Source organism: Ruegeria sp. BI7, assembly GCF_056537925.1.
The window spans coordinates 114,187-140,001 of record NZ_JBQFSK010000002.1 but is presented as its reverse complement, the minus strand read 5'-3'; the positions used below and the strand labels follow the sequence as shown (position 1 = coordinate 140,001).

The 25,815-nt window shown below is 57.6% G+C and carries 23 protein-coding genes; 18 read left to right on the top strand and 5 right to left on the bottom strand.

Annotation, left to right across the window (positions count from 1 at the left end; translation table 11 throughout):
- The first annotated feature begins 48 nt into the window (after positions 1-48).
- Genes ACR0JB_RS08285 through nqrF form a run of 6 tightly spaced genes read left to right on the top strand, consistent with a single transcriptional unit; the run spans position 49 to position 5,921 of the window.
- Positions 49-1,392, top strand: coding sequence for a Na(+)-translocating NADH-quinone reductase subunit A (locus tag ACR0JB_RS08285; RefSeq protein ID WP_170394685.1), 1,344 nt, complete (start codon positions 49-51; stop codon positions 1,390-1,392).
- Between the two features lie 5 nt (positions 1,393-1,397).
- Entirely contained in the window at positions 1,398-2,606 is a 1,209-nt protein-coding gene (locus ACR0JB_RS08280) for an NADH:ubiquinone reductase (Na(+)-transporting) subunit B (RefSeq protein WP_170394680.1), read from the top strand.
- Complete coding sequence (locus ACR0JB_RS08275; RefSeq protein WP_170394677.1) at positions 2,599-3,426, top strand: Na(+)-translocating NADH-quinone reductase subunit C; 828 nt, start codon at positions 2,599-2,601, stop codon at positions 3,424-3,426. The genes ACR0JB_RS08280 and ACR0JB_RS08275 overlap by 8 nt, the downstream gene beginning before the upstream one ends.
- A complete protein-coding gene (locus tag ACR0JB_RS08270; protein WP_170350028.1) occupies positions 3,426-4,079 on the top strand; it encodes an NADH:ubiquinone reductase (Na(+)-transporting) subunit D in 654 nt (217 codons plus the stop codon). Before ACR0JB_RS08275 ends, ACR0JB_RS08270 begins: the two co-directional genes overlap by 1 nt.
- A complete protein-coding gene (gene nqrE / locus ACR0JB_RS08265; RefSeq protein WP_170350029.1) occupies positions 4,079-4,687 on the top strand; it encodes an NADH:ubiquinone reductase (Na(+)-transporting) subunit E in 609 nt (202 codons plus the stop codon). Before ACR0JB_RS08270 ends, nqrE begins: the two co-directional genes overlap by 1 nt.
- A 10-nt stretch (positions 4,688-4,697) precedes the next feature.
- Complete coding sequence (gene nqrF / locus ACR0JB_RS08260) at positions 4,698-5,921, top strand: NADH:ubiquinone reductase (Na(+)-transporting) subunit F (RefSeq protein ID WP_170394674.1); 1,224 nt, start codon at positions 4,698-4,700, stop codon at positions 5,919-5,921.
- A gap of 75 nt (positions 5,922-5,996) precedes the next feature.
- On the opposite strand, the gene ACR0JB_RS08255 is transcribed toward nqrF, so the two are convergent.
- Complete coding sequence (locus ACR0JB_RS08255) at positions 5,997-6,521, bottom strand: CBS domain-containing protein (protein WP_170350031.1); 525 nt, start codon at positions 6,519-6,521, stop codon at positions 5,997-5,999.
- Positions 6,522-6,646: 125 nt separating this feature from the next.
- Here ACR0JB_RS08255 and ACR0JB_RS08250 point away from each other — a divergent pair, with 125 nt between their 5' ends.
- The 7 genes from ACR0JB_RS08250 (at position 6,647) to ACR0JB_RS08220 (ending at position 14,015) form a co-directional block, all read left to right on the top strand.
- Positions 6,647-6,832, top strand: coding sequence for a hypothetical protein (locus ACR0JB_RS08250; RefSeq protein ID WP_170361640.1), 186 nt, complete (start codon positions 6,647-6,649; stop codon positions 6,830-6,832).
- Positions 6,833-6,898: 66 nt separating this feature from the next.
- On the top strand, positions 6,899-7,924 hold the full coding sequence (locus ACR0JB_RS08245; protein WP_170506028.1) for an FAD:protein FMN transferase: 1,026 nt from the start codon (positions 6,899-6,901) through the stop codon (positions 7,922-7,924).
- Between the two features lie 15 nt (positions 7,925-7,939).
- Complete coding sequence (gene nqrM, locus ACR0JB_RS08240; protein WP_170350034.1) at positions 7,940-8,182, top strand: (Na+)-NQR maturation NqrM; 243 nt, start codon at positions 7,940-7,942, stop codon at positions 8,180-8,182.
- A 64-nt stretch (positions 8,183-8,246) separates the two neighbouring features.
- Positions 8,247-9,935, top strand: coding sequence for a sulfatase-like hydrolase/transferase (locus tag ACR0JB_RS08235; RefSeq protein WP_480789818.1), 1,689 nt, complete (start codon positions 8,247-8,249; stop codon positions 9,933-9,935).
- An 88-nt stretch (positions 9,936-10,023) separates the two neighbouring features.
- Positions 10,024-11,541 (top strand): 2,3-bisphosphoglycerate-independent phosphoglycerate mutase, encoded by a 1,518-nt coding sequence (gene gpmI, locus ACR0JB_RS08230; RefSeq protein WP_170376874.1) that lies wholly within the window; start codon positions 10,024-10,026, stop codon positions 11,539-11,541.
- Positions 11,538-12,668 (top strand): murein hydrolase activator EnvC family protein, encoded by a 1,131-nt coding sequence (locus tag ACR0JB_RS08225; RefSeq protein WP_170376872.1) that lies wholly within the window; start codon positions 11,538-11,540, stop codon positions 12,666-12,668. The genes gpmI and ACR0JB_RS08225 overlap by 4 nt, the downstream gene beginning before the upstream one ends.
- Before the next feature lie 6 nt (positions 12,669-12,674).
- Positions 12,675-14,015, top strand: coding sequence for a S41 family peptidase (locus ACR0JB_RS08220; protein WP_170394663.1), 1,341 nt, complete (start codon positions 12,675-12,677; stop codon positions 14,013-14,015).
- A 43-nt stretch (positions 14,016-14,058) separates the two neighbouring features.
- Here ACR0JB_RS08220 and ACR0JB_RS08215 read toward each other — a convergent pair whose 3' ends face one another.
- The 3 genes from ACR0JB_RS08215 to ACR0JB_RS08205 form a co-directional block, all read right to left on the bottom strand.
- Positions 14,059-15,585 (bottom strand): MFS transporter, encoded by a 1,527-nt coding sequence (locus ACR0JB_RS08215; RefSeq protein WP_480789817.1) that lies wholly within the window; start codon positions 15,583-15,585, stop codon positions 14,059-14,061.
- 79 nt (positions 15,586-15,664) lie between these two features.
- Positions 15,665-16,018: a hypothetical protein gene (locus ACR0JB_RS08210; protein WP_170394657.1), complete on the bottom strand. Its 354-nt coding sequence runs from the start codon at positions 16,016-16,018 to the stop codon at positions 15,665-15,667.
- Positions 16,019-16,029: 11 nt separating this feature from the next.
- On the bottom strand, positions 16,030-16,791 hold the full coding sequence (locus tag ACR0JB_RS08205; RefSeq protein WP_170350041.1) for a DUF6478 family protein: 762 nt from the start codon (positions 16,789-16,791) through the stop codon (positions 16,030-16,032).
- Positions 16,792-17,032: 241 nt separating this feature from the next.
- Between ACR0JB_RS08205 and ACR0JB_RS08200 the strand changes: the two genes are divergently transcribed.
- Genes ACR0JB_RS08200 through ACR0JB_RS08185 form a run of 4 tightly spaced genes read left to right on the top strand, consistent with a single transcriptional unit; the run spans position 17,033 to position 23,285 of the window.
- The gene (locus tag ACR0JB_RS08200; protein ID WP_170350042.1) at positions 17,033-20,140 is read left to right on the top strand and encodes an ABC transporter transmembrane domain-containing protein; all 3,108 of its coding nucleotides are present in this window, start codon (positions 17,033-17,035) and stop codon (positions 20,138-20,140) included.
- Positions 20,133-21,023 carry a CPBP family intramembrane glutamic endopeptidase gene (locus ACR0JB_RS08195; protein ID WP_170394654.1) on the top strand — a complete coding sequence of 297 codons (891 nt, stop codon included), beginning with the start codon at positions 20,133-20,135 and terminating at the stop codon, positions 21,021-21,023. The genes ACR0JB_RS08200 and ACR0JB_RS08195 overlap by 8 nt, the downstream gene beginning before the upstream one ends.
- A 58-nt stretch (positions 21,024-21,081) precedes the next feature.
- Positions 21,082-22,014 (top strand): acetyl-CoA carboxylase, carboxyltransferase subunit beta, encoded by a 933-nt coding sequence (gene accD, locus ACR0JB_RS08190; protein WP_170394651.1) that lies wholly within the window; start codon positions 21,082-21,084, stop codon positions 22,012-22,014.
- Complete coding sequence (locus ACR0JB_RS08185) at positions 22,011-23,285, top strand: bifunctional folylpolyglutamate synthase/dihydrofolate synthase (protein WP_170506045.1); 1,275 nt, start codon at positions 22,011-22,013, stop codon at positions 23,283-23,285. The genes accD and ACR0JB_RS08185 overlap by 4 nt, the downstream gene beginning before the upstream one ends.
- 78 nt (positions 23,286-23,363) lie before the next feature.
- On the opposite strand, the gene zapE is transcribed toward ACR0JB_RS08185, so the two are convergent.
- Positions 23,364-24,422, bottom strand: a complete 1,059-nt coding sequence (gene zapE / locus ACR0JB_RS08180) for a cell division protein ZapE (protein ID WP_170506048.1) — start codon at positions 24,420-24,422, stop codon at positions 23,364-23,366.
- A gap of 150 nt (positions 24,423-24,572) precedes the next feature.
- Here zapE and ACR0JB_RS08175 point away from each other — a divergent pair, with 150 nt between their 5' ends.
- The gene (locus ACR0JB_RS08175; protein ID WP_170506051.1) at positions 24,573-25,814 is read left to right on the top strand and encodes an MFS transporter; all 1,242 of its coding nucleotides are present in this window, start codon (positions 24,573-24,575) and stop codon (positions 25,812-25,814) included.
- Position 25,815 lies beyond the last annotated feature (1 nt).

Sequence of the window (25,815 nt, the reverse complement as noted above, 5' to 3'; positions counted from 1 at the left end):
TGTTGGTCTAACCGGCGCAGATAAAGAGGCTTGGAAGACAGTAGCAACATGCAAACTTTCAAACTGAAAAAAGGGTTGGAGCTGCCGGTGCAAGGCGCGCCGGATCAAACCATCCAGCCGGGACCTGAATTTAAAACCGTTGGGGTATTGGGCGGGGATTACCTGGGCCTGAAACCGCGCATGCTGGTGCAGGAAGGTGACGCGGTTCAGCGCGGTACGCCGTTGTTCTGCCACAAGGATGCGCCCGAGGCGATGATGGTCGCCCCGCTGAGTGGTAAGATCGTGGCAATCAATCGCGGTGCGCGCCGTGTATTGCAGAGCGTCGTGATCGAGGTTTCGGACCCGAACGATACAGGGATTGATTTCTCGGGTGTGGGCAATGCGGACAGTGCCGAAGGCGTGACGGAAAAGCTGTGCGCGGCCGGTCTTTGGACCGCCTTCCGTACCCGGCCCTATTCGAAATTGCCGATGCCGGGTACCACTCCGGCCGCGATTTTCGTCACCGCCATGGACAGTGAACCGTTGGCGGCAGACGCGGCCGTAATCATTGCCGATGCCGGTGAGGCCTTTGCAGCCGGTTTGGCCGCAATAACCAAGCTGACCGAAGGCAAGACCTATCTGTGCCACAAGGAAGGCGACGCCATTCCGGGCGCGGAAGTGCCGGGGGTCGAAGCTGCGGCTTTCTCGGGCCCGCATCCCGCCGGATTGGCCGGGACGCATATTCATTTCCTTGAACCCCTGGCGGGGGATAAGCAGGTCTGGACCATCGGTTATCAGGACGTGATCGCCATTGGTCGCTTGATGCAGTCCGGTCATCTGGATCCGAACATCGTGATCGCACTCAGCGGCCCGGGCGCGCGTCAGCCGCGTCTGATCCGCACCGTCATGGGTGCTTCGACCGACGATTTGACCAACGGCGAGATCGACGTGGACGGCACTCCGCGCATCATTTCGGGGTCGATCCTGTCAGGTACGCAGGCTGAAGGACCAACCGCATATCTGGGACGTTTCGCGCGTCAGATCAGCATCATCCGCGAAGATCACGACCAAATTCCGATGGGCTGGATTCGTCCGATGCCGTCGAAATACTCAGTTCAACCGGTGCTGGGCTCGGCATTTTCGCACAAACTTTATAAGTTCACCAGCAACCTGAACGGCGGTCGCCGCGCGATGGTGCCGACCGGTGTGTTTGAGCGGCTGATGCCGCAGGATTATCTGCCAACACAACTGCTGCGCGCGCTGCTGGTGATGGATACTGACAGCGCCCAAGCGTTGGGTGCGATGGAGTTGGACGAAGAGGATCTGGGCCTTGTCGGCTTTGCCTGTCCGGCAAAATATGAATACGGGCTGGCGCTGCGCGACTGCCTGACCAAGATTGAAAAGGAGGGCTGATCCAAATGGGTTTGCGCAGCTTCTTCGATCGGATCGAGCCGAACTTTACCAAAGGCGGCAAGTACGAGAAGTATTTCCCCATCTACGAGATGGTGGAAAGCTTTATCTACACTCCGAAATCCGTCACCACCGTCGCCCCGCACGCGCGGTCCTACATAGATATGAAGCGGATCATGACTTATGTCGTGATCGCGACGATCCCCTGTATCCTGTGGGGGATGTGGAATACCGGTTATCAGGCTAACAGCGCAATTGCAGCCCTTGGCCCGGATGCGGCAACTGGCTGGCGTATCGCCATCCTGCAGGCATTTGGCATCTCGCTGGACCCGTCCAGCATCTTCGCCAACGTGATGCACGGATTGATGTACTTCTTGCCGATTTACATCGTCACACTGGTTGCAGGCGGTATTTTCGAGGTGATCTTCGCCACCGTGCGTGGGCACGAAGTCAATGAAGGTTTCCTCGTAACCTCAATGCTTTACACGCTTATCATGCCCGCATCCGCCCCGCTGTGGCAGGTGGCTCTAGGCATCATCTTCGGTGTGGTCATCGGCAAAGAGGTGTTTGGCGGCACCGGTAAGAACTTTCTTAATCCTGCGCTGGTCGGGCGTGCCTTCCTGTATTTCGCCTATCCGGCGAATATGTCGGGTGACACAGTCTGGACCCCAGTTGACGGTTTTTCAGGTGCAACTGCGCTGTCGGTTTCAGCATCCGAAGGCTATCAGGCGCTGGCAGCCGAAGGTCTGACCTGGTGGAATGCCTTCATGGGCTTCATGCAGGGCAGCTTTGGCGAAACTTCCACACTGGCCTGTCTGATTGGCCTGGGCTTCCTGTTGGTGACACGTATTGCGAACTTCCGCCTGATCGTTGGCTGTCTGGGGGGCATGATCGTCTTTTCCCTGCTGCTGAACCTGATCGGTTCGGACACTAACCCGATGTTTGCAATGCCGTGGTACTGGCACCTGGTCGTTGGTGGCTATGCCTTTGGTCTGGCCTTCATGGTCACCGAACCGGTTTCGGCCAGCCACACCAATCTGGGCCGCTACATCTATGGCGCGCTGATCGGTGTCATGGTTGTGATGATCCGTGTGATTAACCCGGCTTTCCCCGAAGGCATGATGCTGGCCATTCTGTTCGGCAACGTCTTTGCACCGCTGATCGATTATTTCGTCGTTCAGGCCAACATCAAACGGAGGGCGCGTCGCCATGTCTGATACGCAATCCCCAGACAATAACGAGGCACCCAAGGGGGCGATTGCCAAGTTCCTGGCAGCCTCGCCGGATTCGGTCGGCAAGACGATCTTTATCGCCGTCGCTGTCTGCCTTGTCGCCTCGATGGTCGTGTCCTCGGCTGCTGTAAGTCTGCGCCCCGTGCAAGAAGCGAACAAGCTGAAGGACAAACAGGTCAACGTCCTGCAGGTCGCGGGTGTTTATGAACCCGGCGTCGACGTGACCGAAGCCTTCGCCGCGTTTGAGCCGCATGTTGTGGAACTGTCCACCGGCGAATTCGTCGATGACCAGTTTGATCCGGCCACCTTTGACGACATCGCAGCCGCAAGTGATCCTGAGTTGAGCGTTGCGCTGGACGACGACCCGGCCGGGATCGGCCGCAAAGCTAAGTATCGTGTGATTTACCTGCTGCGTGATGATGCGGGTGATCTGGATAAGGTGATCCTGCCGCTGCACGGCTATGGTCTGTGGTCCACGCTCTATGGTTTTATCGCGCTAGAAAACAACGGCAACGATATCTACGGCCTGCAATTCTATCAGCATGGTGAAACGCCGGGCCTTGGGGCCGAGGTGGACAACCCCCGCTGGAAAGCGTTGTGGAGCGGCAAGAAACTGCGTGATGACGCGGGTGATCTGCAGATTACCGTTGCGAAATCGCAACCGGCAGCTGGCCCCGACTTTTACGTCGACGCGCTGGCCGGTGCCACACTGACCTCGGTTGGTGTCGATAACCTGGTGAAATTCTGGATGGGTGATGCGGGCTTCGCTCCGTTCCTGGCCAAACTGCAAGCAGGAGAGATTTGATGTCCCAGACCAAGAAAGAAATGCTGGTCGACCCGCTTGTCGACAACAACCCGATTACCCTGCAGGTGCTTGGCATCTGTTCGGCTTTGGCGGTGACCTCGTCACTGCAGGTGTCGTTCGTGATGGCACTGGCGGTGACCTTCGTGACATCGTTCTCGTCCTTCTTTATCTCGTGCCTGCGCAACCAGATCCCCAGCTCGATCCGGATCATCGTGCAGATGGTGATCATCGCCTCGCTGGTGATCTTGGTGGATCAAGTTCTCAAGGCCTATGCCTTTGAGATTTCGAAAACCCTGTCGGTGTTTGTCGGTCTGATCATCACCAACTGTATCGTGATGGGCCGCGCCGAGGCGTTTGCGATGAAGAACCCTCCGGTCGCATCGTTCATCGATGGATTGGGCAACGGGATGGGCTATGGCCTGATCCTGCTGCTGGTCGGTTTCTTCCGCGAATTGTTCGGGGCGGGGTCGCTGTTTGGCGTGACCATTCTGCAAACCGTCAACAATGGTGGCTGGTATGTGCCCAACGGCATGCTGCTGCTGCCGCCATCGGCGTTCTTCATCATAGGTCTGATCATCTGGGCCTTCCGCACGTGGAAGCCAAGCCAGGTTGAAGAACGTGAATACAAAATTCAGCAGGTAGAGGCCCACTAATGGAAGGTCTGATTTCATTGGCCGTAAAGGCCATATTTGTCGAAAACCTTGCGCTAAGCTTCTTCCTGGGGATGTGTACCTTCATCGCCGTTTCCAAGAAGATTTCGACCGCGCTGGGTCTGGGCATTTCGGTGATGCTGGTTCAGGCGATCACCGTGCCCACCAACAACCTGTTGCTGACTTATCTGCTGAAACCGGGCGCGCTGGCCTGGGCCGGGTTCCCGGATGTGGACCTGACCTTTCTTGGCCTTATCTCGTATATCGGTGTGATCGCGGCGATGGTGCAGATCCTCGAGATGATCTTGGATAAGTATTTTCCGCCGCTCTACAACGCGCTGGGGATCTTCCTGCCGCTGATCACGGTGAACTGCGCAATTCTGGGTGGTTCGCTGTTCATGGTGGAACGCGACTATAACTTTGCCGAAGCCGCGACCTATGGTCTGTCTTCGGGCTTTGGCTGGGCGCTGGCGATCACCGCGATGGCAGGGGTTCGGGAAAAGCTGAAATATTCGGATATTCCTGACGGCCTGCAGGGTCTGGGGATCACCTTCATCACCGCAGGACTGATGGCGCTGGCCTTTATGTCCTTCTCGGGCGTGAAACTTTAAGGAGGGACGAATGGAAACTTTTAGCCTTGGCGTCGTCCTCTTTACCCTGATCGTTATCGCGCTGGTAACGATCATTCTGGCGGCACGCTCCAGACTTGTATCCACCGGTGATGTGAACATCACTATCAATGGCGAAAAAACCATCTCGGTGCCCGCAGGCGGCAAGTTGCTGCAAACGCTGGCGGCTGAGAAGCTCTTTGTCCCGTCGGCCTGCGGCGGTGGCGGCACCTGCGCGCAATGCCGGGTCAAGGTGCATTCGGGCGGCGGGTCGATCCTGCCGACCGAAGAAAGTCACATCACCAAGCGTGAGGCTGCATGCGGCGATCGTTTGTCCTGTCAGGTTGCGGTCAAACAGGACATGGATATCGAAGTCCCCGAAGAGGTCTTTGGCGTCAAGAAATGGGAATGCACCGTTCGGTCGAACGAGAACGTGGCGACCTTCATCAAGGCGCTAACGCTGGACCTGCCCGAGGGGGAAGATGTGAACTTCCGCGCCGGTGGTTATATCCAGATCGAAGCCCCCGCACACCAGTTGAAATACACTGATTTCGACATTGAAGAGGAATACCGCGAGGATTGGGATCGCTTCAATCTGTGGCAGTACGAATCCGTGGTAAGCGAACCGATCGAGCGCGCCTATTCGATGGCCAACTATCCGGATGAGAAAGGCATGATCATGCTGAACGTCCGGGTCGCTTCGCCGCCTCCGGGTTCCGAAGGTATTCCGGCGGGTCAGATGTCGTCGTACATCTTCAATCTGAAACCAGGCGACAAAGTCACCATTTCGGGTCCGTTCGGCGAATTCTTCGCCCGCGACACGCAAAAAGAGATGGTTTTCATCGGTGGTGGTGCCGGTATGGCGCCGATGCGCAGCCATATCTTTGACCAGCTCAAACGTCTTGAAAACCGTGATCGCAAGATCAGCTTCTGGTACGGCGCGCGGTCCAAGAAAGAGATGTTCTTTGTCGAGGATTTCGACACGCTGGCCGAAGAGTTCGACAATTTCGAATGGCACGTGGCCTTGTCCGACGCGCAGCCCGAGGATGACTGGAAAGGCTATACCGGCTTCATCCACAATGTGCTGTTCGAGGAATACCTCAAGAACCACCCCGCGCCCGAAGATTGCGAATTCTACATGTGTGGCCCGCCAATCATGAACCAGTCGGTCATCAACATGCTGCTGGATCTGGGTGTGGACCGCGAAGACATTATGCTCGACGATTTCGGCGGATAAGAAACGAAAAACCGGCGCATTCAGCGCCGGTTTTTTTTAAAGCCGCAAGGTTGCTGGCCTTCTAGATCAAAGCCATTAGCCGACGATCATCTGCTTCATGCGAAGCGCCTCGTATTCCAGCTCTTTGAGACGGAAATGCACAACGTCTCCAATTGTGATCACGCCGCACAGGTTGCCATCGCGAAGCACTGGCATGTGGCGGAACCGACCGTCGGTCATGGTTTTAAGAACATCATCCAGCAGATCGTCCGGCGAACAAGTCTTGACCTCGCGCGTCATCAGATCCTCGACCGCTTGAGGCAACGTCTGGCCGGGCGTATCCGCCATGCGCCGTACGATGTCGCGCTCGGACAGGATGCCTTGCAATGTGCCGTTCTGGTCGGTCACCAGCACCGCCCCAATCCGCTTTTCCTTCAGCGTATTGACCACTGAATGGATCGTATCGTTCGGGCGGACCGAAAACACCGCATCCCCTTTACCATCCATCAGCTTGGCCACAGTTGTCTGCGCATGCGACAAGTTCGATTCCGTCGATTGGCTGTACGTGGTCTTGTCAGCCTTGTCGCCACGCTTGGGGGCTTGGTAAGAGGTTGGGGCCATGGGCAATCTCCTTCATGGTTCTTGCAAAGTCTTTCCCTTTTACCTTAGCGCAGCTAAACGACCTGTATAGGGTGCAATTGTGCTGATCGGCAGAAACCCCCATCAAAAAAAGGACGCTTAAGCCTTTGAACGACCTGTATCTTACCCCACCGGTGGCTGCCTTGATTTTCTTTGTAGTGGTCGTGTGCGGCCATAATTTCCGCAAGACGTGGAAACAGCAGCCGCCGGGATGGCAGAAACGGGCCTGGCTGTTTGGTGTGCCGGCGGGAATTGGCCTTTTGGTACTGGGCTTTTTGCCGCTGAAACTGTGAAGTCGATTTGACTCTGGCGGGGGTGGCTGGCATATGCCGGACACTGATTTTCCAGGAGATCGCCCCATGCGTCTTGTGCCAGTTTTGGCCTTCGTCACTTTGCTGTCCGGCTGTCTGTTCGACAAAGAGCCAGAGGTGGTTCGCCTATCGGGCGAAACGATGGGAACAACCTTCAACATCACCGCAATTGGCCAGGACCTGGACGAAAACGCGCTGGCTGTGGCGGTCGAAGAAACTCTGGCAGACGTTAACGCCAAGATGTCCAACTGGGACCCAAATTCCGAGGTCTCGACCTTTTCCGCCGCGACAAGCACAGAACCGGTGCAGGTTTCCGCAGATTTCGCACAAGTGATGGCCGCCGCGAATGATGTGCATGAGAAAACCGGCGGCACCTTTGATGTCACCCTTGGACCATTGATCGAACTGTGGGGCTTTGGGCCCCGCAAGCCGGAAGACCCGGTGCCTTCGGATGTCGAAATTCTGAAAGCACTCAACGGCGTCGGGCAGGGGCGTTTGCTAACTCTGGATGCCGAGGCGGGAACGCTGACCAAATCTGAACCCGGTGTTGGGATCAATCTGTCCGCTATTGCCAAGGGTTATGGTATCGACGCGGTGGCCAAGACCCTGCGCGACGCCGGGATTGAAGATTATCTGGTCGAGATCGGTGGCGATCTGGTCACCATGGGGCAGAACGACAAGGGCGAGGCCTGGCGCATCGGTATCGAAAAACCACAAGCGGGAGCGCAGACCTATCAGCTGATTGTGTCGGTCAGCGATCTGGGCATGGCCAGCTCAGGCGATTACAAGAATTTCTTTGAACAAGACGGTGTGCGGTATTCGCATATCATCGATCCAACAACCGGGCGCCCGATCACGCATCGGACAACATCGGTGACTGTTCTGGCTGAAAACGCTATGATGGCGGATGCATGGGCAACCGCGATGCTGGCGCTGGGGCAGGAAAAGGGCCTTGAGCTGGCCGAAGAACATAAACTTGCTGTGTACTTCATCTCGCGGGATGTGACGGGTGGCGAAGATGCCTATATCACGGTACACAGCACCGCGTTCAAAGACGCGCTTGAGACCAACTGACTGGTAGGTACCACAATGAGCACCTTTATTCTGGCCTTTATTCTTCTTGCCCTTGTGATGGTAGGTATGTCGTTGGGTGTTATGCTGATGGGCAAAACCATCAAAGGCAGTTGTGGTGGCCTGAACGCGATCTCGGGCGCGGACAAATGTGTGGTCTGCCACAAAGACATTGATCCTGACAGCCCGCTGCGTGATCAGTTGCAGTGCAAACGCGCCAAGAAGATGCTGGAACAGATGGAGCGGCAGGCCGAGGCATAAATTACGCTTCGCTGCGGGCCGGGAATTGGCTAACTAAGTCCCTGACTATCGGGGAGGTACCGCGTTGGCCAAAGCCAAAAACATTCTGTTCATCATGTTCGACCAGCTGCGCTGGGATTATCTGAGTTGCTACGGCCATCCGCATCTGCACACTCCGAATATTGATCGTTTGGCCGCGCGGGGTGTGCGGTTTGACCGGGCTTTTATCCAGTCCCCCATTTGCGGTAGTTCACGCATGTCGACCTATACCGGGCGCTATGTTCATTCGCATGGTGCGTCCTGGAATGGCATCCCCTTGAAAGTGGGCGAGATGACGATGGGCGATCATCTTCGCAAGGCCGGGATGGGTTGCTGGCTGGTCGGCAAAACCCATATGCGTGCGGATGCCGAAGGCATGGCACGGCTGGGGCTGGAACCCGACAGCCTGATCGGTGCCCGCGTGGCAGAATGCGGCTTTGACGTGTTTGAACGCGATGATGGGATGCGTCCCGAGGGGCCGGACGGGTTTTACGATCCGGACGGGGCCAGGGAATACAACAAATACCTCAGCGCCAAGGGATATGAGAGCGACAACCCCTGGCACGACTTTGCCAACTCGGGGCTGGATGCGGATGGCAACGTCCTGTCGGGCTGGTTCCTGAAGAATTCCCCCGAACCCGCCAATATAGCCGAAGAAGACAGCGAAACCCCGTATCTGACGGGTCGCGGAATAGACTTTATGCTATCGCAGGACGGCCCATGGTGTTGTCACCTGAGCTTCATCAAGCCGCATTGGCCTTATATCGTGCCCGAGCCCTATGCCTCGATGTATGGTCCCGAACATGTGTTGCCTGTGGTGCGATCCGAGGTCGAGCGCCAAAAAGCCCACCCGGTGCTGCGGGCTTTTATGGACACGAAGATCGGCCAGACATTCTCGCGTCAGGATGTGCGCGAGGCGGTGATCCCCGCTTATATGGGCCTGATCAAACAGGCCGATGACCAGATGGGCCGCCTGTTCGACTGGATGGAGAAAACCGGCCGGATGGACGATACGATGATCGTGTTGACCTCGGACCATGGGGATTTTCTGGGCGATCACTGGATGGGGGAGAAGACCTTCTTCCACGACGCCTCGACCAAAGTGCCCCTGATCATCTACGACCCGTCAGCCGAGGCCGACGCCACGCGCGGCACTGTCAGTGATGCGCTGGTCGAATCCATCGACCTCGCCCCGACTTTTGTGGAGGTTGCGGGGGGCGATGCGCCTTTGCACATCCTCGAAGGGCATTCCTTGCTGCCGATCCTATACGGGCAGCAGGAAGAGACCGCGCGCGATGTGGTGATCTGTGAATATGATTATTCGGCCTCACCGATTGCCGATATGCTGAACGCCTCGGTCCGGGATGCGGTGATGTTCATGGTTGCCGACAAAAAGTGGAAGCTGATCCATTGTGAAGGTGGCCACCGGCCGATCCTGTTTGATCTGGAAAACGACCCGGACGAGTTGATCGATCTTGGTGAAAGCGCGGATCATGCCGAAATTATCGACCGTATGTACGATTACCTTTTCGCGTGGACGCGCCGCGCCTCGCAACGGACCACGCGCTCGGAACAACAACTGATCGATATGCGGACCAAAAGCCGCGGCAGGGGTGTTGTTGTCGGGGTCTATGACGAAAACGATGCTCCGCTGGATCTGACCGTCAAGTACCGGGGGCGCAAGGCTCGGCCATTCACCGAATATATCGGCAAGGAAAAACCGCCCCGGCATTAAATCTGCCCACCACAGGCCAAAAGGCGGTTCACCCGCCGATGGTCAGGCGGTAAAAGATCGACCAAGAGCAGAAATCCGGAGAGCTATAATGACCGCCCCCAAACCCGTTGTCCTGTGCATTCTCGATGGGTGGGGCCTGTCCGAGGACACCAAAGCCAACGCGCCGTATCTGGCCAATACCCCTACGTTCGACGCAATCATGGCCAACGGGCCGCATGCCACTTTGATAACGCACGGGCCCGATGTTGGCCTGCCCAGCGGTCAGATGGGCAATTCCGAGGTCGGTCATACCAATATTGGCGCGGGCCGCATCGTGGCCATGGATCTGGGTCAGATTGATCTGGCGATCGAAGATGGCTCATTCTTCGACAACAACGCCATGCAGGATTTCATCGCCAAGGTGAAGGCCGCGAGTGGTACAGCGCATCTGATGGGGCTGGTTTCGGATGGCGGGGTGCATGGGCATCTAAACCACATTATCGCAGCGGTCAAAGCCATCACCGATGCGGGCGTTCCTGTCGCGCTGCACGCGATCACGGATGGGCGCGATGTGGCCCCGAAATCGGCTTTCACCTACATTGCCGAGCTTGAGGACCGACTGCCCGAAGATGCGCGCGTTGTGACTGTCAGCGGGCGCTATTTCGCGATGGACCGCGACAACCGCTGGGAACGCGTCAGTGAGGCCTTTGAGGCGATGATCAAGGGGCAGGGGCGGACTGCGGCCACAGCGCATGGCGCGATTGATCACGCCTACAACCAGTCGGAAACCGACGAGTTCATTGTGCCGACGGTTCTACAAGGCTATGACGGCGTAAGTGATGGCGATGGTGTTTTCTGCCTCAACTTCCGCGCTGATCGGGCGCGCGAGATTCTACGCGCGATTGGCGAGCCGGATTTTTCTGATTTCGACACCGGTCCGCGCCCGCACCTGTCTGCGCTATTGGGGATGGTGGAATACTCGGACGGTCACAATGCCTATATGACAACCGTGTTCCCAAAGCGCGATATCGTGAACACGCTGGGCGAATGGGTCGCCAAACAGGGGCTGCGTCAGTTCCGCCTGGCCGAGACCGAGAAATACCCGCATGTTACGTTTTTCCTCAACGGTGGAAAAGAAACGCCCGAAGTGGGTGAAGATCGTTATATGCCGAAGTCACCAAAAGTGGCGACATATGATTTGCAGCCCGAAATGTCCTCGGCCGAGGTTACCGCCAAGTTTGTCGAGGCGATCGAGGCCGGGTACGACTTGATCGTCACCAATTATGCCAACCCCGATATGGTGGGTCACACCGGTGATCTTCAAGCCGCAATCAAAGCCTGCGAGGCGGTGGACCAGGGCCTGGCACAGGTGGTTGCCGCGCTGAAAAAGGCAGGTGGTGCGATGATCATCACTGCCGACCACGGCAATTGTGAAATGATGGTGGATCCCGAAACCGGCGGACCGCACACCGCGCATACCTTGAATCCCGTGCCCGTGGCGCTGGTGGGTGGGCCGGAAGGTTCCACGTTGCGCAATGGGCGTCTGTCCGATCTGGCACCGACCCTGTTGCAGTTGATGGGCCTTGAACAGCCACCCGAAATGACCGGCAAGAGTCTGTTGTTATGACCTTGCGCGCGCTTCTTTGGGCAGTGCTGTTTGCGACGCCGGTCCACGCCCAGACCGACCCGTCCACAGCGGCGCTGAATGCGGCGCAAATGCTGGAAGATGCATCCGTCGCTTTGACCGAGGCCGACAGCGCCCGTGACCGCGTGCGTGCCCTGACCGAAACCATTCAGGCCTATGAGGCCGGTCTGACCGCCATGCGCGAGGGCCTGCGCCGCGCCGCCACGCGCGAGGCACAGTTGACCACTGAATTGCGCAGCCGCGAGGATGAAATCGCGCAGTTGCTGGGCGTGTTGCAAACCATCGAAACAACCGCGCCACCGGTTCTGATGCTGCACCCCTCTGGCCCGTTGGGGTCGGCCCGCGCAGGTATGATGCTGTCCGAGGTCACGCCAGGTTTGAACGCTCGCGCGCAAGAACTGGCCCACGACCTGCAAGAGGTTCAGACCCTGCGGCAGCTACAACAAAGCGCCGCTGATACTCTGACCGAAGGTCTGACCGGCGTGCAAACCGCGCGCACGAAGCTCAGTACCGCCATAGCAGATCGGACCGATTTGCCGGTGCGTTTTGTCGAAGATCCGGTTCGAACGGCGATCCTGATCTCGTCCACAGAAACGCTGGAAGGGTTTGCCAGTGGACTGTCGGAAATCTCAGAAGGGGAGATTGCTGAAACCAACGCGGATATTTCCCAGCGCAAGGGTGAAGTTGCCTTGCCCGCTCAGGGTGTTGTGCTGCACCGCGCTGGTGACACGGATGCAGCAGGGGTCAAGCGCCCGGGTGTGGTGCTGGGCACACGTCCACGCGCGATTGTGACATCGCCGACTGCGGCTACGATACGTTATCGCGGGCCGCTGCTGGATTTGGGGAATCTGGTCATCTTAGAGCCTCAACCCGGTCTTTTATTCGTATTTTCGGGGCTGCAAGAGGTCTACGGCAACCCCGGTCAGGTGATCCCCGAGGGCACTCCGGTCGGCTTGATGCCTGGTGAAACGCCCGAAATCGGCGCTATTTTGTCAACAAGCAGTGATGGCACTGGAACTGACCGGTCAGAAACGCTCTATATAGAGGTAAGACAGGATAACAGCCCCGTGGACCCGGAATCGTGGTTTCGGACCAGCAAGGATGGATAAATACATATGAAGAAATTTGTGATGGCCGGTTTGGCCGGAACCGTGGCAGGCATACTCGCAACTACTCAGATCGCAGGACCCCTGTTGGCACAAGAGGCTGAGAACAAGGCCAGCGTCTATGAGCAGCTTGATCTGTTCGGGGACATTTTCGAACGCATACGTGCGCAATATGTTGAAGAGGTTGAGCCCGAGGAGCTGATCGAAGCCGCGATTGATGGCATGCTGACATCGCTGGACCCGCATTCCAGCTATCTGTCGCCTGACGATGCCGAACAGATGCGCGTGCAGACACGCGGCGAATTTGGCGGGCTGGGTATCGAAGTCACGCAGGAAGAGGGCTTTGTGAAAGTCGTCTCTCCGATCGATGACACCCCGGCGGATGCGGCTGGGATCGAGGCTGGGGACTTCATCACCCATGTCGATGGCGAAAGCATTCTGGGCCTGACGCTGGACAAGGCGGTGGATCTGATGCGCGGACCTGTGGGTTCGGAAATCGTGATTACGGTCGTGCGCGAAGGGGAACAGGAACCCTTTGACGTCACGATCATTCGCGACACGATCAAGCTGACCGCTGTGCGTGCCCGCACCGAAGGCACCAGCGTCGTGCTGCGAGTGACCACCTTTAACGACCAGACCTTCCCCAACCTGCAGGAAGGGCTGAACGAACAGATCGAAGAGGCTGGTGGCATCGAAAAGGTCAATGGCTTTGTTCTGGACCTGCGCAACAACCCGGGCGGTCTGCTGACGCAGGCGATCAAGGTTTCCGATGCCTTCCTGAACGAGGGTGAGATCGTGTCTACCCGTGGCCGCGACCCGGGCGAGGGCGAGCGGTTCAACGCATCCCCAGGCGATCTGGCCGAAGGCAAGCCGATTGTGGTTCTGATCAATGGGGGTTCGGCCTCGGCGTCCGAGATTGTTGCCGGTGCCTTGCAGGATCACCGCCGCGCCATCGTGGTCGGCACCAAAAGCTTTGGCAAAGGTTCTGTTCAGACGGTCATGCCGCTGCGTGGCGACGGGGCCATGCGCCTGACTACGTCGCGGTATTACACACCGTCGGGTCGTTCGATTCAGGCGCTTGGCGTCAGCCCCGACATCATTGTCGAGCAACCGCGCCCGGTGCCGGATTCGGAAGAGGAAGATTCGAACCGTCCCGCCCGGTCCGAAGCCGACCTGCGCGGCAGCCTGAACAATGACAGCCTCAGCGAAGATGAGATTCGTCAGATCGAGGAAGACCGAGCCCGGGCCGAAGCCACAGCTGAGCTTCGGGAAGAAGATTATCAAATGGCCTATGCCATCGATATCCTCAAAGGTTTGTCGGCCTTCAACCCGAACGGGCCGTCGCAGTAAACCAACGGGGCCGCCAATCAGGCGGCCCTTTTTCTTTGTTGGATCAGCTTTCCACTTTGTGCAGCTTTTCCTCATCCAGCAACATCGCCAATAAGACGCCGACAGATACTGACACAGTGGCGAAAATGAAGGCCATGTTCATGCCGGTGTCAAACGCTGCGGTGATGGCGGTTTTGACCTTTTCGGCCTCGACCGTGCCCAGTTTGTCCATGATCGCGCGTGCAGAGGATGTGGTCAGCGTCCCGCCGTTGATGGCCCGCTGATCGGATTCCGACATATCAATCCCGGCGGTCGCCAGACGTTCGCCCAGGCTGCGCAGACTGACCAGATACATGATCGCGGTCGCGCAGGCCACCGAGATGGCACCATAGACGAGGTGTGTCATGAAACTCAGCCCACCGACCAACCCGGCCCGTTCCGGTTTAACTGCGCAAACCGCAGCGGTGCCTGATGGGCCAACAGTCAGCGTGGCCCCCAACCCAATCATCGCCATACCGGGCAGAATCTGAAAATAGCCCAACCCTGCGGGCAACACGACAACACTGGCCGCACCGATAGTAGCGCACAGGTAACCCCAGAACAAAAGCCGTTTGGGACCGAAATCGTTGTACAGCTTGCCCGACAAGATGGACCCCACGGCAAGCAGAACGGTAAGCGGGGCCAACCCGAATGCAGATTGCAAGGTCGACCAGCCCAGTACCTTTTGCATGTATTGGGGGAAATACATCAACCCTACGAACGCTGCTGAGACATTGAACATGTTCAGGCCCAGCGTGATGCGAAACTCTCTGTTCGCCATCATCTGGGGCAGCAACAGGGGTTCTTTCACGCGTTTTTCCACTTGTGGGAACAAGACGAACAGAACAGCGCAGACGAAGAACAACATCAGCAAAGGCGATGAGGTCCAGCCCCAATCTGCACCCACGTCCAACCCATAGAGCAACAGCAGGACAGCCAATGACAGTACACCCATACCTGCAACGTCGATGTGTTCGCCTTGTTTGTGCTGGGTTTCGCGCTCCATCAACACTAGGGCGGTGACCATCGAAATGGTCGCAAACACCACGTTTGCAAGGAAAAATAGCCGCCAATCCCCAAAGTTCACGACCGTACCGCTGATCAGCGGGCCGATGACGTTACCGCATGTGACGCCTGCCAGAATAAGCCCCATGATCATGGGGCGATGTTCAGGGCGCGAGACTTTGGTGGCGCCGTAGGCCAGCGTGCAGGGCCAGACACATCCCGCGCCGATCCCCTGTAATGCGCGTGAGACAATCAGAAAATCCAGGCTAGGCGATACAAAACACATGACTGAGGAAAACAGAAAGATCGACAGGCCGATCAGCATCATCTTGCGGTGCCCGTACATGTCGCCAAGCCGCCCCCCGGCAACCATCGTCATGGCAAAGAACAGGGCATAGATGTTCAAAACCCATTGGGTACTGGTGATATCGGCGTCGAAACTGTTTTCGATAGCCGGAACCAGGATCAACGCGCCGGTAAAGTCGATGCCGATCCCGAACCCCGTCACCATCAGCGCGATGAGTTTAATGATGCTGCTGCGATCCATGAGCTTGCCCAAGTTGCTGCGGGTCGCTCAAGGATGCACGGGATTCTGATGAAAAGATAGGGACTTGGCCCTAAACGGACTAATCGCCCACGCTCTGCGCCCGCCGAAATGCCCGTTTCAGCATATCCAGTTCCGCGCGCAGCAGCTCGACCTCAGCGCGAAGATCATCCGCTGCCGGGGAGCCTGCGATAATGGTAAAATCGCCAAGTTTTTCGGACGTGCCTGCGTCCACGATGACAAAGCAATGCACGCCATCGGACAGTGCCTTCACGGGTACAGGGACAGTCAGTGCCCATCCGTCATCTGCTGGTGTCACGCGCACGTCTTCCAAAGGTTCGCCCAAGTACAGAACCTCAACCGTCACCTCGGCCTGCAGGTGACCCTGCCAGAGGCCGTTCTCGAACCGGATGGGTGTCAATGTCGGTTGCGTCATGGCCGGACCTCTTACAAATCGGCGCGATGGTGGCGGCAGAAGGTCAGATCGCGCAGGGAAACGCGATTCATCTGCGGGTTTTCAAAGATCAGGTCCAGCCAGATCTTCTCGATCCGCGACTCATTCAAGGGCAAATGTGCCAGATCGAAATCGACTGAGCAGGAGCTTGCAGACAGGTCCAGCTTGCGCAGAACCTGTTCAGCGTTGGGTCCGTGCTGGATGTTGAGACGGGCGAATATCTCAAGCGGCTGCTCGGCCTCGATCAGGGTATCCACACGCATGAGATGCTGTTTGGTCAGGCCCTGAGCAGCCTCGTAGGGCAATTCCACAGACAGGGACAGGAAAGAACCGGAAAACCCGAACACTTCAACTGTCATCCCATATGCGGCCAGATCCTTGTCGCGGGAATTCCGGGTCTGCCGCATTGCTATTTCGGCCAGGGAACAGTCGTGGAACAAGGTCACCTGCCGGTCCATCTGCGCCTTTCGTGCGGCCGAGGCCACACCTGGACGCGCCAATGGCCCGCGCCACAGATCCGGTCGCCAGCACCAATCGGTGCCAAGGGGTTTGGGGAATTGGGTCGACCCAATTCGAGGTCGGGCCAGACGGCTGTCGGCCTCATGAATCAGCATCTGCAGATGCGTGCGCAGCTTGCGCGCATCATCGCGCTGTTGCCGCAGTTGCGGTTCAGGTGCAGCAGGTGCGCCACGCAGGGCCTGACGCCAGCGTTCGACGGCGCGGCGTTGAATATAGCGATCCAGAAGTCTGCCCATGGCCCCATCATTCAGAGTGTGACCCTGTTTAGTCAAAGACAACGCAGGGTTTAAAGGAGAATAAACGATACTGAGGGGCAAATCTCGCGAATTTGTGACTGATGGGGCGGATGGGCAATCGATTTGAAACCTGTTAGCCCAGCCATTCTTGCAATCGTAAAGGTCAGTGCGTACCGTCTGATACCTGATTGCAGTGGATCATCCGAAAACGCATCCAATAGATTTGAGGCAAGGCCGGGGCATGGAACCCACTCTATTCGCTTTCATATGGAAACATTCGAAAAAACAACAGCTTGTGCTGCTGTTTCTGACGGTTCTGTCATTCCCGTTCCTCTATGCCTCGCTTGAGTTGCCCAAGCAGATTATCAACGGGGCCATTGGCGCGCCAAGTAATACGGTAACGATCCTGGGATTCTCGGTAACGCAGGTGCAGTATTTGCTGATCCTGTGTTTCGCCTTTTTGGCAACCGTGATTGCCAGCGGGTTGATGAAAATGCGCATCAACACGATGAAGGGCATCCTTGCTGAACGCATGTTGCGCCGTTTGCGGTTCACTTTGATCCATCGCACCATGCGGTTTCCGAAATCCTATTTCGCCACCACCAGTCAGGGTGAGCTGGTGTCGATGATCACCTCTGAGGCCGAACCGATGGGTGGCCTGATGGGCGACGCGATCGCGCAGCCGGTGTTCCAGTTCGGGCAGATGATGACCATCGTCACCTTCCTGTTCATGCAGAGCGTCTGGTTCGGCCTTGCCAGTGTGGCTCTAATCCCTCTACAGGCCTGGCTGATTCCAAAGTTGCAACGCCAGATCAACCTGCTGAACAAGGAACGTATTCAAGAGGTCCGCAACCTCAGTTCAGAAATTGGCGAAAGTGCGGCTGGGATCAGCGATCTGCGCACCAATGGCGGCTGGCGGTATCGGCAGGCGCAGTTCAGTCATCGTTTGGGGCTTTTGTTCGAGATCCGGTTCAAGATCTACAACAAAAAGTTCTTCATGAAGTTCCTCAACAATCTGATCACGCAGATGACGCCGTTCCTGTTCTATTCGGTAGGCGGCTATCTGGCGATCACGGGTGAGGTGACAGTCGGGGCGCTGGTTGCTGCACTTGGGGCCTATAAGGATCTGAGCGGCCCGTGGAAGGACCTGCTGACCTATTACAATCAGGTACAGGACATGTCCCTGCGGTGGGAGGTCGTGACCGAACGCTTTGCGCCTTCAAACATGATCCCTGAAAATCTGTTCGTGGGTGAGCCCGAGACTATTCCGCATCTGACGGGCGATATCGAGTTGCGAAACGTCACCGTGCGCGATGATGACGGCAAGACCATTCTGGAAGATATCGACCTGACCATTCCCAAGGGTGCGCGGGTCGCCATCCAATCGACCCATGCCGCGGAACGAAATGCGCTGGCGCAGGTCCTGACCCGCGAAGTCCTGCCGGTGCAGGGCGACGTGATCATGGCGGGTCACAATCTGAAAGACCTGCATCAGGTCGTGATTGCGGCCCGGATCGGCTATGCCTATTCGCGGCCCTATCTGTTCGACGGCACGCTGGGCGACAATCTGTTAATGCCCCTGCGTCCGCATCCTCAGCATGAGGCCGATGCCGCCGTGGCGCCGACTCGCTGGCAAATCGAAGCTGCCCGCGCTGGAAATCCGACGGATTCGCTGACGGATGAATGGATTGATCCGGGGCTTGCCGGGCTGGACGATGTTGATGACATTCGCGCCTGGTGGTTCCAACTGGTCGAAGCGATGGGTACTGACGAACTTATGCTGCGCCGTACCCTGCGCACACAATTTGATCCCATTTTGCATCCTGATCTGGCGCAGGACGTGGTCAACCTGCGGGGGACGATTGCGGAAAAGCTGCAGGAAAAAGGGCTGGACCAACACGTTTATCGGTTCGACCCGGATCGTTTTAACCCGGCTGTTCCTTTGGGGGGTAACCTGCTCTATGCGACTCCGTCTCGGGATATCACGCCCGAGTCTATGGCGGATGATCGGCGGTTCAAGAACATGCTTGGGATGCATGATCTTGCCGATGACGCCATGTCCATGGCCAGCGCCGTGATGGAAACATTGGATCAGGCCTTTGGCCGCGACGGCACCGATCACCCGCTGTTCCTGCGTCTGGGGATGTCCAAGGACATGTATCACCGTCTGCTCGACATCAAGGATCGGCGTAAGTCGAGAGGAGACAACGGAATTTCCGAGGATGAGCGCGCTTTGCTGCTGACGCTGCCGTTCCTGCTGACGGCTGAGCAGATTGGCCCGGACTTCCCCGAGGAATACAAGGACAAGATTCTGTCAATCCGCAAGGATCAGGCCGAACGGCTGCGTGGGGCGCTGGATGGTATGTTCGTGCCTCTGTCGCCCGACAGCTACATCCCGCGCCTGACGGTGATGGAGAATGCGATTTATGGCCGGGTGTCCCTGATGGCCGGAGCCCATGCCGATGAGATCGAAGATGTCGTTGCTCAGGCCGTGAACGAGGCTGGTCTGCGCCGTCGGGCTGCGTCGACTTTGTACGATCTACCGACCGGGCTGGGCGGAAACAACCTGCCAACCGTGTTTCAAGAGCGCGCGGCGTTTTCCCGCGCGGGGATCAAACGTCCCGATATCCTGATCCTCGACAAGGCATTGGCCAGCCACGATTCCCAAAGCCGTCTGCGCACACGTCTGCGGCTGCGCGAATTGTTGCCCGAATCGATCATGATCTTCATGGAGGATCATTTTGCGCACCCTGAGGCCTATGACTTGTTCATCGAGATCAAGGATGGTCGGATTGACGGTGTCTCGCGCACCCAAACCCACCACGAAGACGGGGCCTCGGCTGATCTGAGTCGCAAGCTGCAGATCATATCCTCGACCGAGCTGTTTTCGGGGCTGGATGCGCGCAATCAGCGGCTGCTGGCCTTTTCGGCACAATGGTACGAGGCTGCGTCGGGGCAGATGATCTTTTCCCGTGGGCAAGCACCCGACGCGGCGTATCTGTGCATCAAGGGGCAGGCCAATCTGGACTGGACCGATGAAAGCGGTGGCACGCGCACTATATCGATCATTGAACCCGGTCGGTTGATCGGCGATCTGTCAATTATCACCGGCGATGTCCGTCAATTGGATCTGACAGCGGCCACAGATTGTACGTTCCTGCGCATCGGAGCAGAGGAATTGCGCGCTGTGATCGAAAGCGATGCGTCGGTCGCGGTTCAGTTGCTGCAAACCGTTGCCGGGTATCTGACCACGTTGTCCACAAGGATCAACACCATCCAACACGCATCTGAGGTGTTCCCTGAAATCCCACAATCCATCGAAGGTGAAAGCTCTGGCAACAATGCCTGACCCTCACGCATATGCCGCCCATGAGGGGCTTGTGGGCGACGCACGCGCCCGGCCCGAACTGTGGCGCCTCGCGGCGGGTCTGGGTATTGTCCTTGTTCTCTATGTGACGTTGAACGCAGTGTTGTTTGCCTTTATCGGGCAATTGCTTCAACCAGATCAGGCGCAGGGTCTTTTGCAAGGAACCTCAACGTCGGCCGCGCTGATTCTGCTGTTGAGTTTCGGTTTCCTGACGCTGGGCGTGGCTATCGCCGCCCGTCAAATGCAGCACCGGTCTCTGGCCGCCATCCTTGGCCCGCGCCGCCTGTTATTGCAACAATTCTGGATGGTCCTGCGTGCCTTGGTGATTCTGGGCCTGATCATGGCGGCCCTGCCACCCTATGGTATGGGTGAGACGCTGACGCAAAACCTGGCCCTGTCCACATGGTTGCTTTTGCTGCCAGTGTCGGTGATTGCGGTCCTGATTCAGACCAGCGCCGAAGAAGTGCTGTTTCGCGGCTATATCCAGCAATGCTTGGCGGCTAGATTCCGATCTCCGGCGATCTGGATGGGAGTACCTTCGGTACTGTTCGCAGCAGGGCATTATGCGCCCGGTGTCACCGGCGAGAATGCCCTTCTGGTGGCCATTTGGGCGTGTATTTTCGGCCTGCTGGCGGCGGATTTGACCGCAAGGTCGGGAACATTAGGACCTGCTATTGCATTGCATTTTCTGAACAATGCGGTTGCGCTTCTGTTCATTTCGCTGCCTGAAACGTTAAGCGGGTTGGCATTGTATCTGCTGCCTTACGACATGTCCGAAACCGGCTCGTTACGGCAATGGCTGTTCGTTGATTTTGCGGTAATGACTGTCAGCTGGTTAACTGCACGTCTTGCGCTCAGGCGTTGATTGCATTTCTTTCCGTTGCGTCTTATTTGACGTCAATGCCGCAAAACAAGGTTCCGACATGAACTGGATCACAAACTACGTCCGTCCCCGGATCAATTCGATCTTCTCGCGCCGGGAAGTGCCCGAAAACCTTTGGCACAAGTGCGATGAATGCGGCACGATGCTGTTCCACCGCGAGCTGGCGGAAAACCAGAATGTATGCACCCAATGTGATCACCACATGGCGATCACCCCGCGGGACCGTTTCGCACACCTGTTTGACGGTGGTATTTTCACCGAGGTCGAAGTTCCCGCACCAACCACCGATCCGCTGCAGTTCCGGGATCAGAAGAAATACCCGGATCGCATGAAAGCAGCCCAGAAAAAGACCGGCGAGTCTGAGGCAATGCTAGTTGCCCGGGGCGAAATCGGACGCACCCCGATTGTGGCCGCCGCGCAGGACTTCTCGTTCATGGGCGGGTCTATGGGCATGTATGTCGGCAACGCCATCATCGCCGCCGCACAAGAGGCGGTAAAATTGAAGCGCCCGTTGATTCTGTTCTCAGCCGCAGGTGGCGCACGGATGCAAGAAGGTATCCTCAGCCTGATGCAGATGCCGCGTACAACCGTGGCCGTTGAGATGCTGAAAGAGGCGAACCTGCCCTATATTGTCGTGCTGACGCATCCCACTACCGGTGGCGTGACCGCGTCTTATGCGATGCTGGGTGATGTTCATATTTCGGAACCCAATGCGCTGATCTGCTTTGCAGGGCCGCGTGTGATTGAACAGACCATCCGTGAAAAGCTGCCCGAAGGGTTCCAGCGCGCGGAATACCTGCTGGATCATGGCATGTTGGACCGTGTGACCAAGCGGACCGAGATGCGTGAGGAACTGATCACCATTACCCGGATGCTGATGAACCAGCCGCCAGCAGTCAAAGGCGATTTGCCCGCGCCCCAGCCCGAAGAGGCCAAGGCCGAAACCCCAGCCGAGGAAACGGTCGAAGAATGACCAGCCCGACATCTGACGTCATCCTCGACCGGATGATGGCGCTGCATCCCAAGATCATTGACCTGACCTTGGACCGTGTCTGGCGTTTGCTGGCAGCTTTGGACGATCCGCAGGTCAAGCTGCCACCGGTGATCCATATCGCCGGAACCAATGGCAAGGGCTCGACCCAGGCGATGATCCGTGCCGGGTTGGAGGGCGCGGGGCTGTCTGTCCACGCCTATACCTCGCCCCACCTCGCACGGTTTCACGAACGCATCCGATTGGCCGGAGAGCTGATTTCGGAACCCGCTTTGACCGCCGTTCTGGATGAATGCTACGCCGCCAATGATGGCGAAAACATCACTTATTTTGAGATCACGACCTGCGCGGCCCTGCTGGCTTTTGCACGGACGCAGGCAGATTACACGCTGCTTGAGGTCGGCTTGGGTGGCCGTCTGGATGCCACGAATGTCATACACGAACCGGCAATAACGGTGATCACGCCAGTTTCGATCGACCACGAACAGTTTTTGGGAGATACGCTGGGCAAGATCGCAGCCGAAAAGGCGGGCATCATCAAACCTAGTGTGCCCTGTATCGTCGGCCCGCAACATGACGAGGCGCTAGAGGTCATCGAATACACCGCCGCACGCCTGGGTGCGCCGCTGCTGGTCCACGGTCAGCACTGGCATGTGCATGAGGAAAACGGGCGCCTGATCTATCAGGACGAAACCGGGTTACGTGATCTGCCATTGCCCAACCTGCTGGGTGCGCATCAAATGCAGAACGCTGGTGCCGCGCTGGCCGTTCTACGGCACCTTGATCTGGGCGACGACGCCTATGAGGCCGCCGTGACCCGTGCCGAATGGCCCGCCCGTATGCAGCGCCTGAAAACCGGTCCCCTGGTCGAGGCCGCGCCACAAGCTGAGTTGTGGCTGGATGGTGGCCACAATGCCGCCGCTGGAGTAGCGCTGGCGGATGTTTTGGCCAAACTGCCAGAGCGCCCGACGCATATGATCTGCGGAATGCTCAACACCAAAGACGTGACGGGTTACCTCGCACCGCTCGCGAAACAGGTCCAAAGCCTGACCGCAGTATCGATCCCTGGCGAGGCCGCAACGCTGAGTGCCGAAGACACGGCCGCTGCCGCGGCTAAAGTCAACCTAACCGCCACAACCGCCGACAGTGTTGCCGACGCTCTGAAAGCAATTGTCGGGGAAAACTCACAAGCCCGCGTTCTGATCTGCGGCTCGCTGTATCTGGCGGGAAACATCTTGCGCGAAAACGGCTAAATTCTCTGCCCGCAGGGGCTTCTTCTGGCCACTAATACCTCGAGGGAGCCACGCAAAGCGCGGCGGGGGCTGAGCCCCCTATTTCCCCCAGTCCTGATCCTGCATTTCCCGCAGTCGCGAGGCAGTGCGTTCAAACTCGAAGGTCCCTTCGCCTTCGACATACAACATCTCGGGCTCAGCCGCGGCGGAACAGATCAACCGAACCTTGGCCTCGTACAAGGCGTCAATCAATGTGACGAACCGTTTGGCTTCGTTGAAGTTGTTGCGCGACAAGCGCGGGATGTCCTCTAGCACCAGAACCTTCAACTCATCTGCAATTGCCAGGTAATCCGCCGGGCCTAACATGCGACCACACAGATCGTAGAACGTGGCCCGGGCAACTCCGTTCCGAAAGGCCGGCAGCTCGACCGACCGGCCTTTGACCTGCAAGACTAGCGGTTCCGCCGCACCGCCCGACAGATCGGTCCAGACGTCACGAATGTTCTGCCGTGCCTCGGGTCCGATTGGGGTGAAGTATACCGGTGCGCCCTCCAGCCGGTTTTGGCGGTAATCTGTGGGAGATACCAGCTCCCACACCTGAAGCTGTTCCTTGATGCGGGCGATGAAAGGCAGGAACAACTGCCTATTCAGCCCGTCCTTGTACAAATCGTCAGGGTGCCGGTTTGACGTGGTCACAACCACAACGCCGCCTTCATAAAGCAGGTCGAACAGACGCCCGACGATCATGGCATCGGTGATATCGATAATCTGCATCTCGTCAAAAGCAAGCAGCCTGACCGAATTCACGACCTCTTTCGCCACAGGGGCCAAGGCATCCTCGACCCCATCCTGACGGGCTTTGTGCATACCGGCATGAATTTCCTGCATGAACGCATGAAAATGCACTCGACGTGCGGGAATATTCTCCAGCGCATCGACAAACATATCCATCAACATGGATTTCCCGCGCCCTACGCCGCCCCAAAGATACAACCCATTGGGCGGGGGCGGAGCCTTGCGGAACAACCCGCGTTTAACTGGGGCGGACAGCGCCGCGCGGATACGTTCGAAATGGGGTAGGACGGCCTCTTGCGCATCGTCCCGGGTCAGGCTGCCCTCGGCAATGCGGGCGTTGTAAATCGAAATCAGATCCGTCATGGATTCGAGCCATAGCGCCCGCGTTGAGCCTTGAAAAGCGGCCATTTCCCACGACCCATCAAATTTCCTTATCCGTGACCGCAAATCTGCTGATTTGACCGACTGCTCAAATTCACTACCGTCCGTCGAACCGATACCCCCGAGGTCCCTATGTCGCATTCTACGCGCCTGCTGAATCCGATCCTGATCGTAGGATGTATTATCATCACGGTCAGCTTTGCCGTGCGGGCGTCGTTCGGAGTGTTCCAGATTCCAATTGCCACTGAGTTTGCTTGGCTACGCACCGATTTCTCGCTGGCCATCGCGATCCAGAACCTGGCCTGGGGGATTGGACAGCCGATCTTTGCCGCAATGGCTGAAAAGATTGGCGACCGGAAAGCCATCATTCTTGGCGCGTTGACCTATGCGGCTGGTATGGTTCTGTCGGCTTGGTCTGTAACGCCGTTTGGTCATCAAATGTATGCGTGGCTGGTTGGATTTGGCATCGCGGGCACGGGTTTCGGTGTCGTACTGGCGGTGGTCGGGCGTGCGTCGTCCGACAAGAACCGCTCGATGTCTTTGGCCATTGTCACGGCGGCGGGCAGTTTCGGACAGGTGATTGGCGCACCGACGGCAGAATGGTTGCTCAGCTTCCTGCCCTGGCAACAGGTGTTTCTTGTCTTTGCAGCTGCGATTCTAGCCCTTGTGCTGACGCTGCCTTTCATGCGCGCACCACAACCGGTCAGTAAGGCCGAACTGGAAGAGAGCATGAGCCAGATTCTGAGCCGTGCGTTCCGCGACCCCTCTTATGCGATGATTTTTCTGGGTTTCTTCAGCTGCGGCTATCAACTGGCGTTCATCACCGCCCATTTCCCAGCCTTCGTGACCGAGATGTGCGGTCCGATCCAACCCGGTGGCGTGCTGCATTCGCTGGGCATCACCACCACCTCGGCCCTGGGGGCTGTGGCAATCTCGCTGGTGGGGCTGGCGAATATTGGTGGCACCTTACTGGCCGGTTGGGCCGGTAATCACTTCCCCAAGAAATACCTTCTGGCGTCGATCTATACCGCCCGCACATTGGCGGCTGCGGTCTTTATCCTCATGCCGATTACACCAATGTCGGTCATCGTATTTTCGATTGTCATGGGCTCGCTCTGGCTGGCGACTGTGCCTCTGACCTCGGGTCTTGTCGCGCATCTGTACGGGCTGCGCTATATGGGTACCCTGTACGGTTTCATCTTCCTCAGCCACCAGATTGGCGGTTTCCTGGGCGTCTGGCTGGGCGGGCGCATGTATGATGTCTATGGCGATTACACGATGGTCTGGTGGATTGGCGTAGCCGTTGGCGCCTTCAGCGCTATAGTTCACCTGCCCATTCGAGAAAACCGCAGCGGAACGGCGGTTCCGGCCTGAT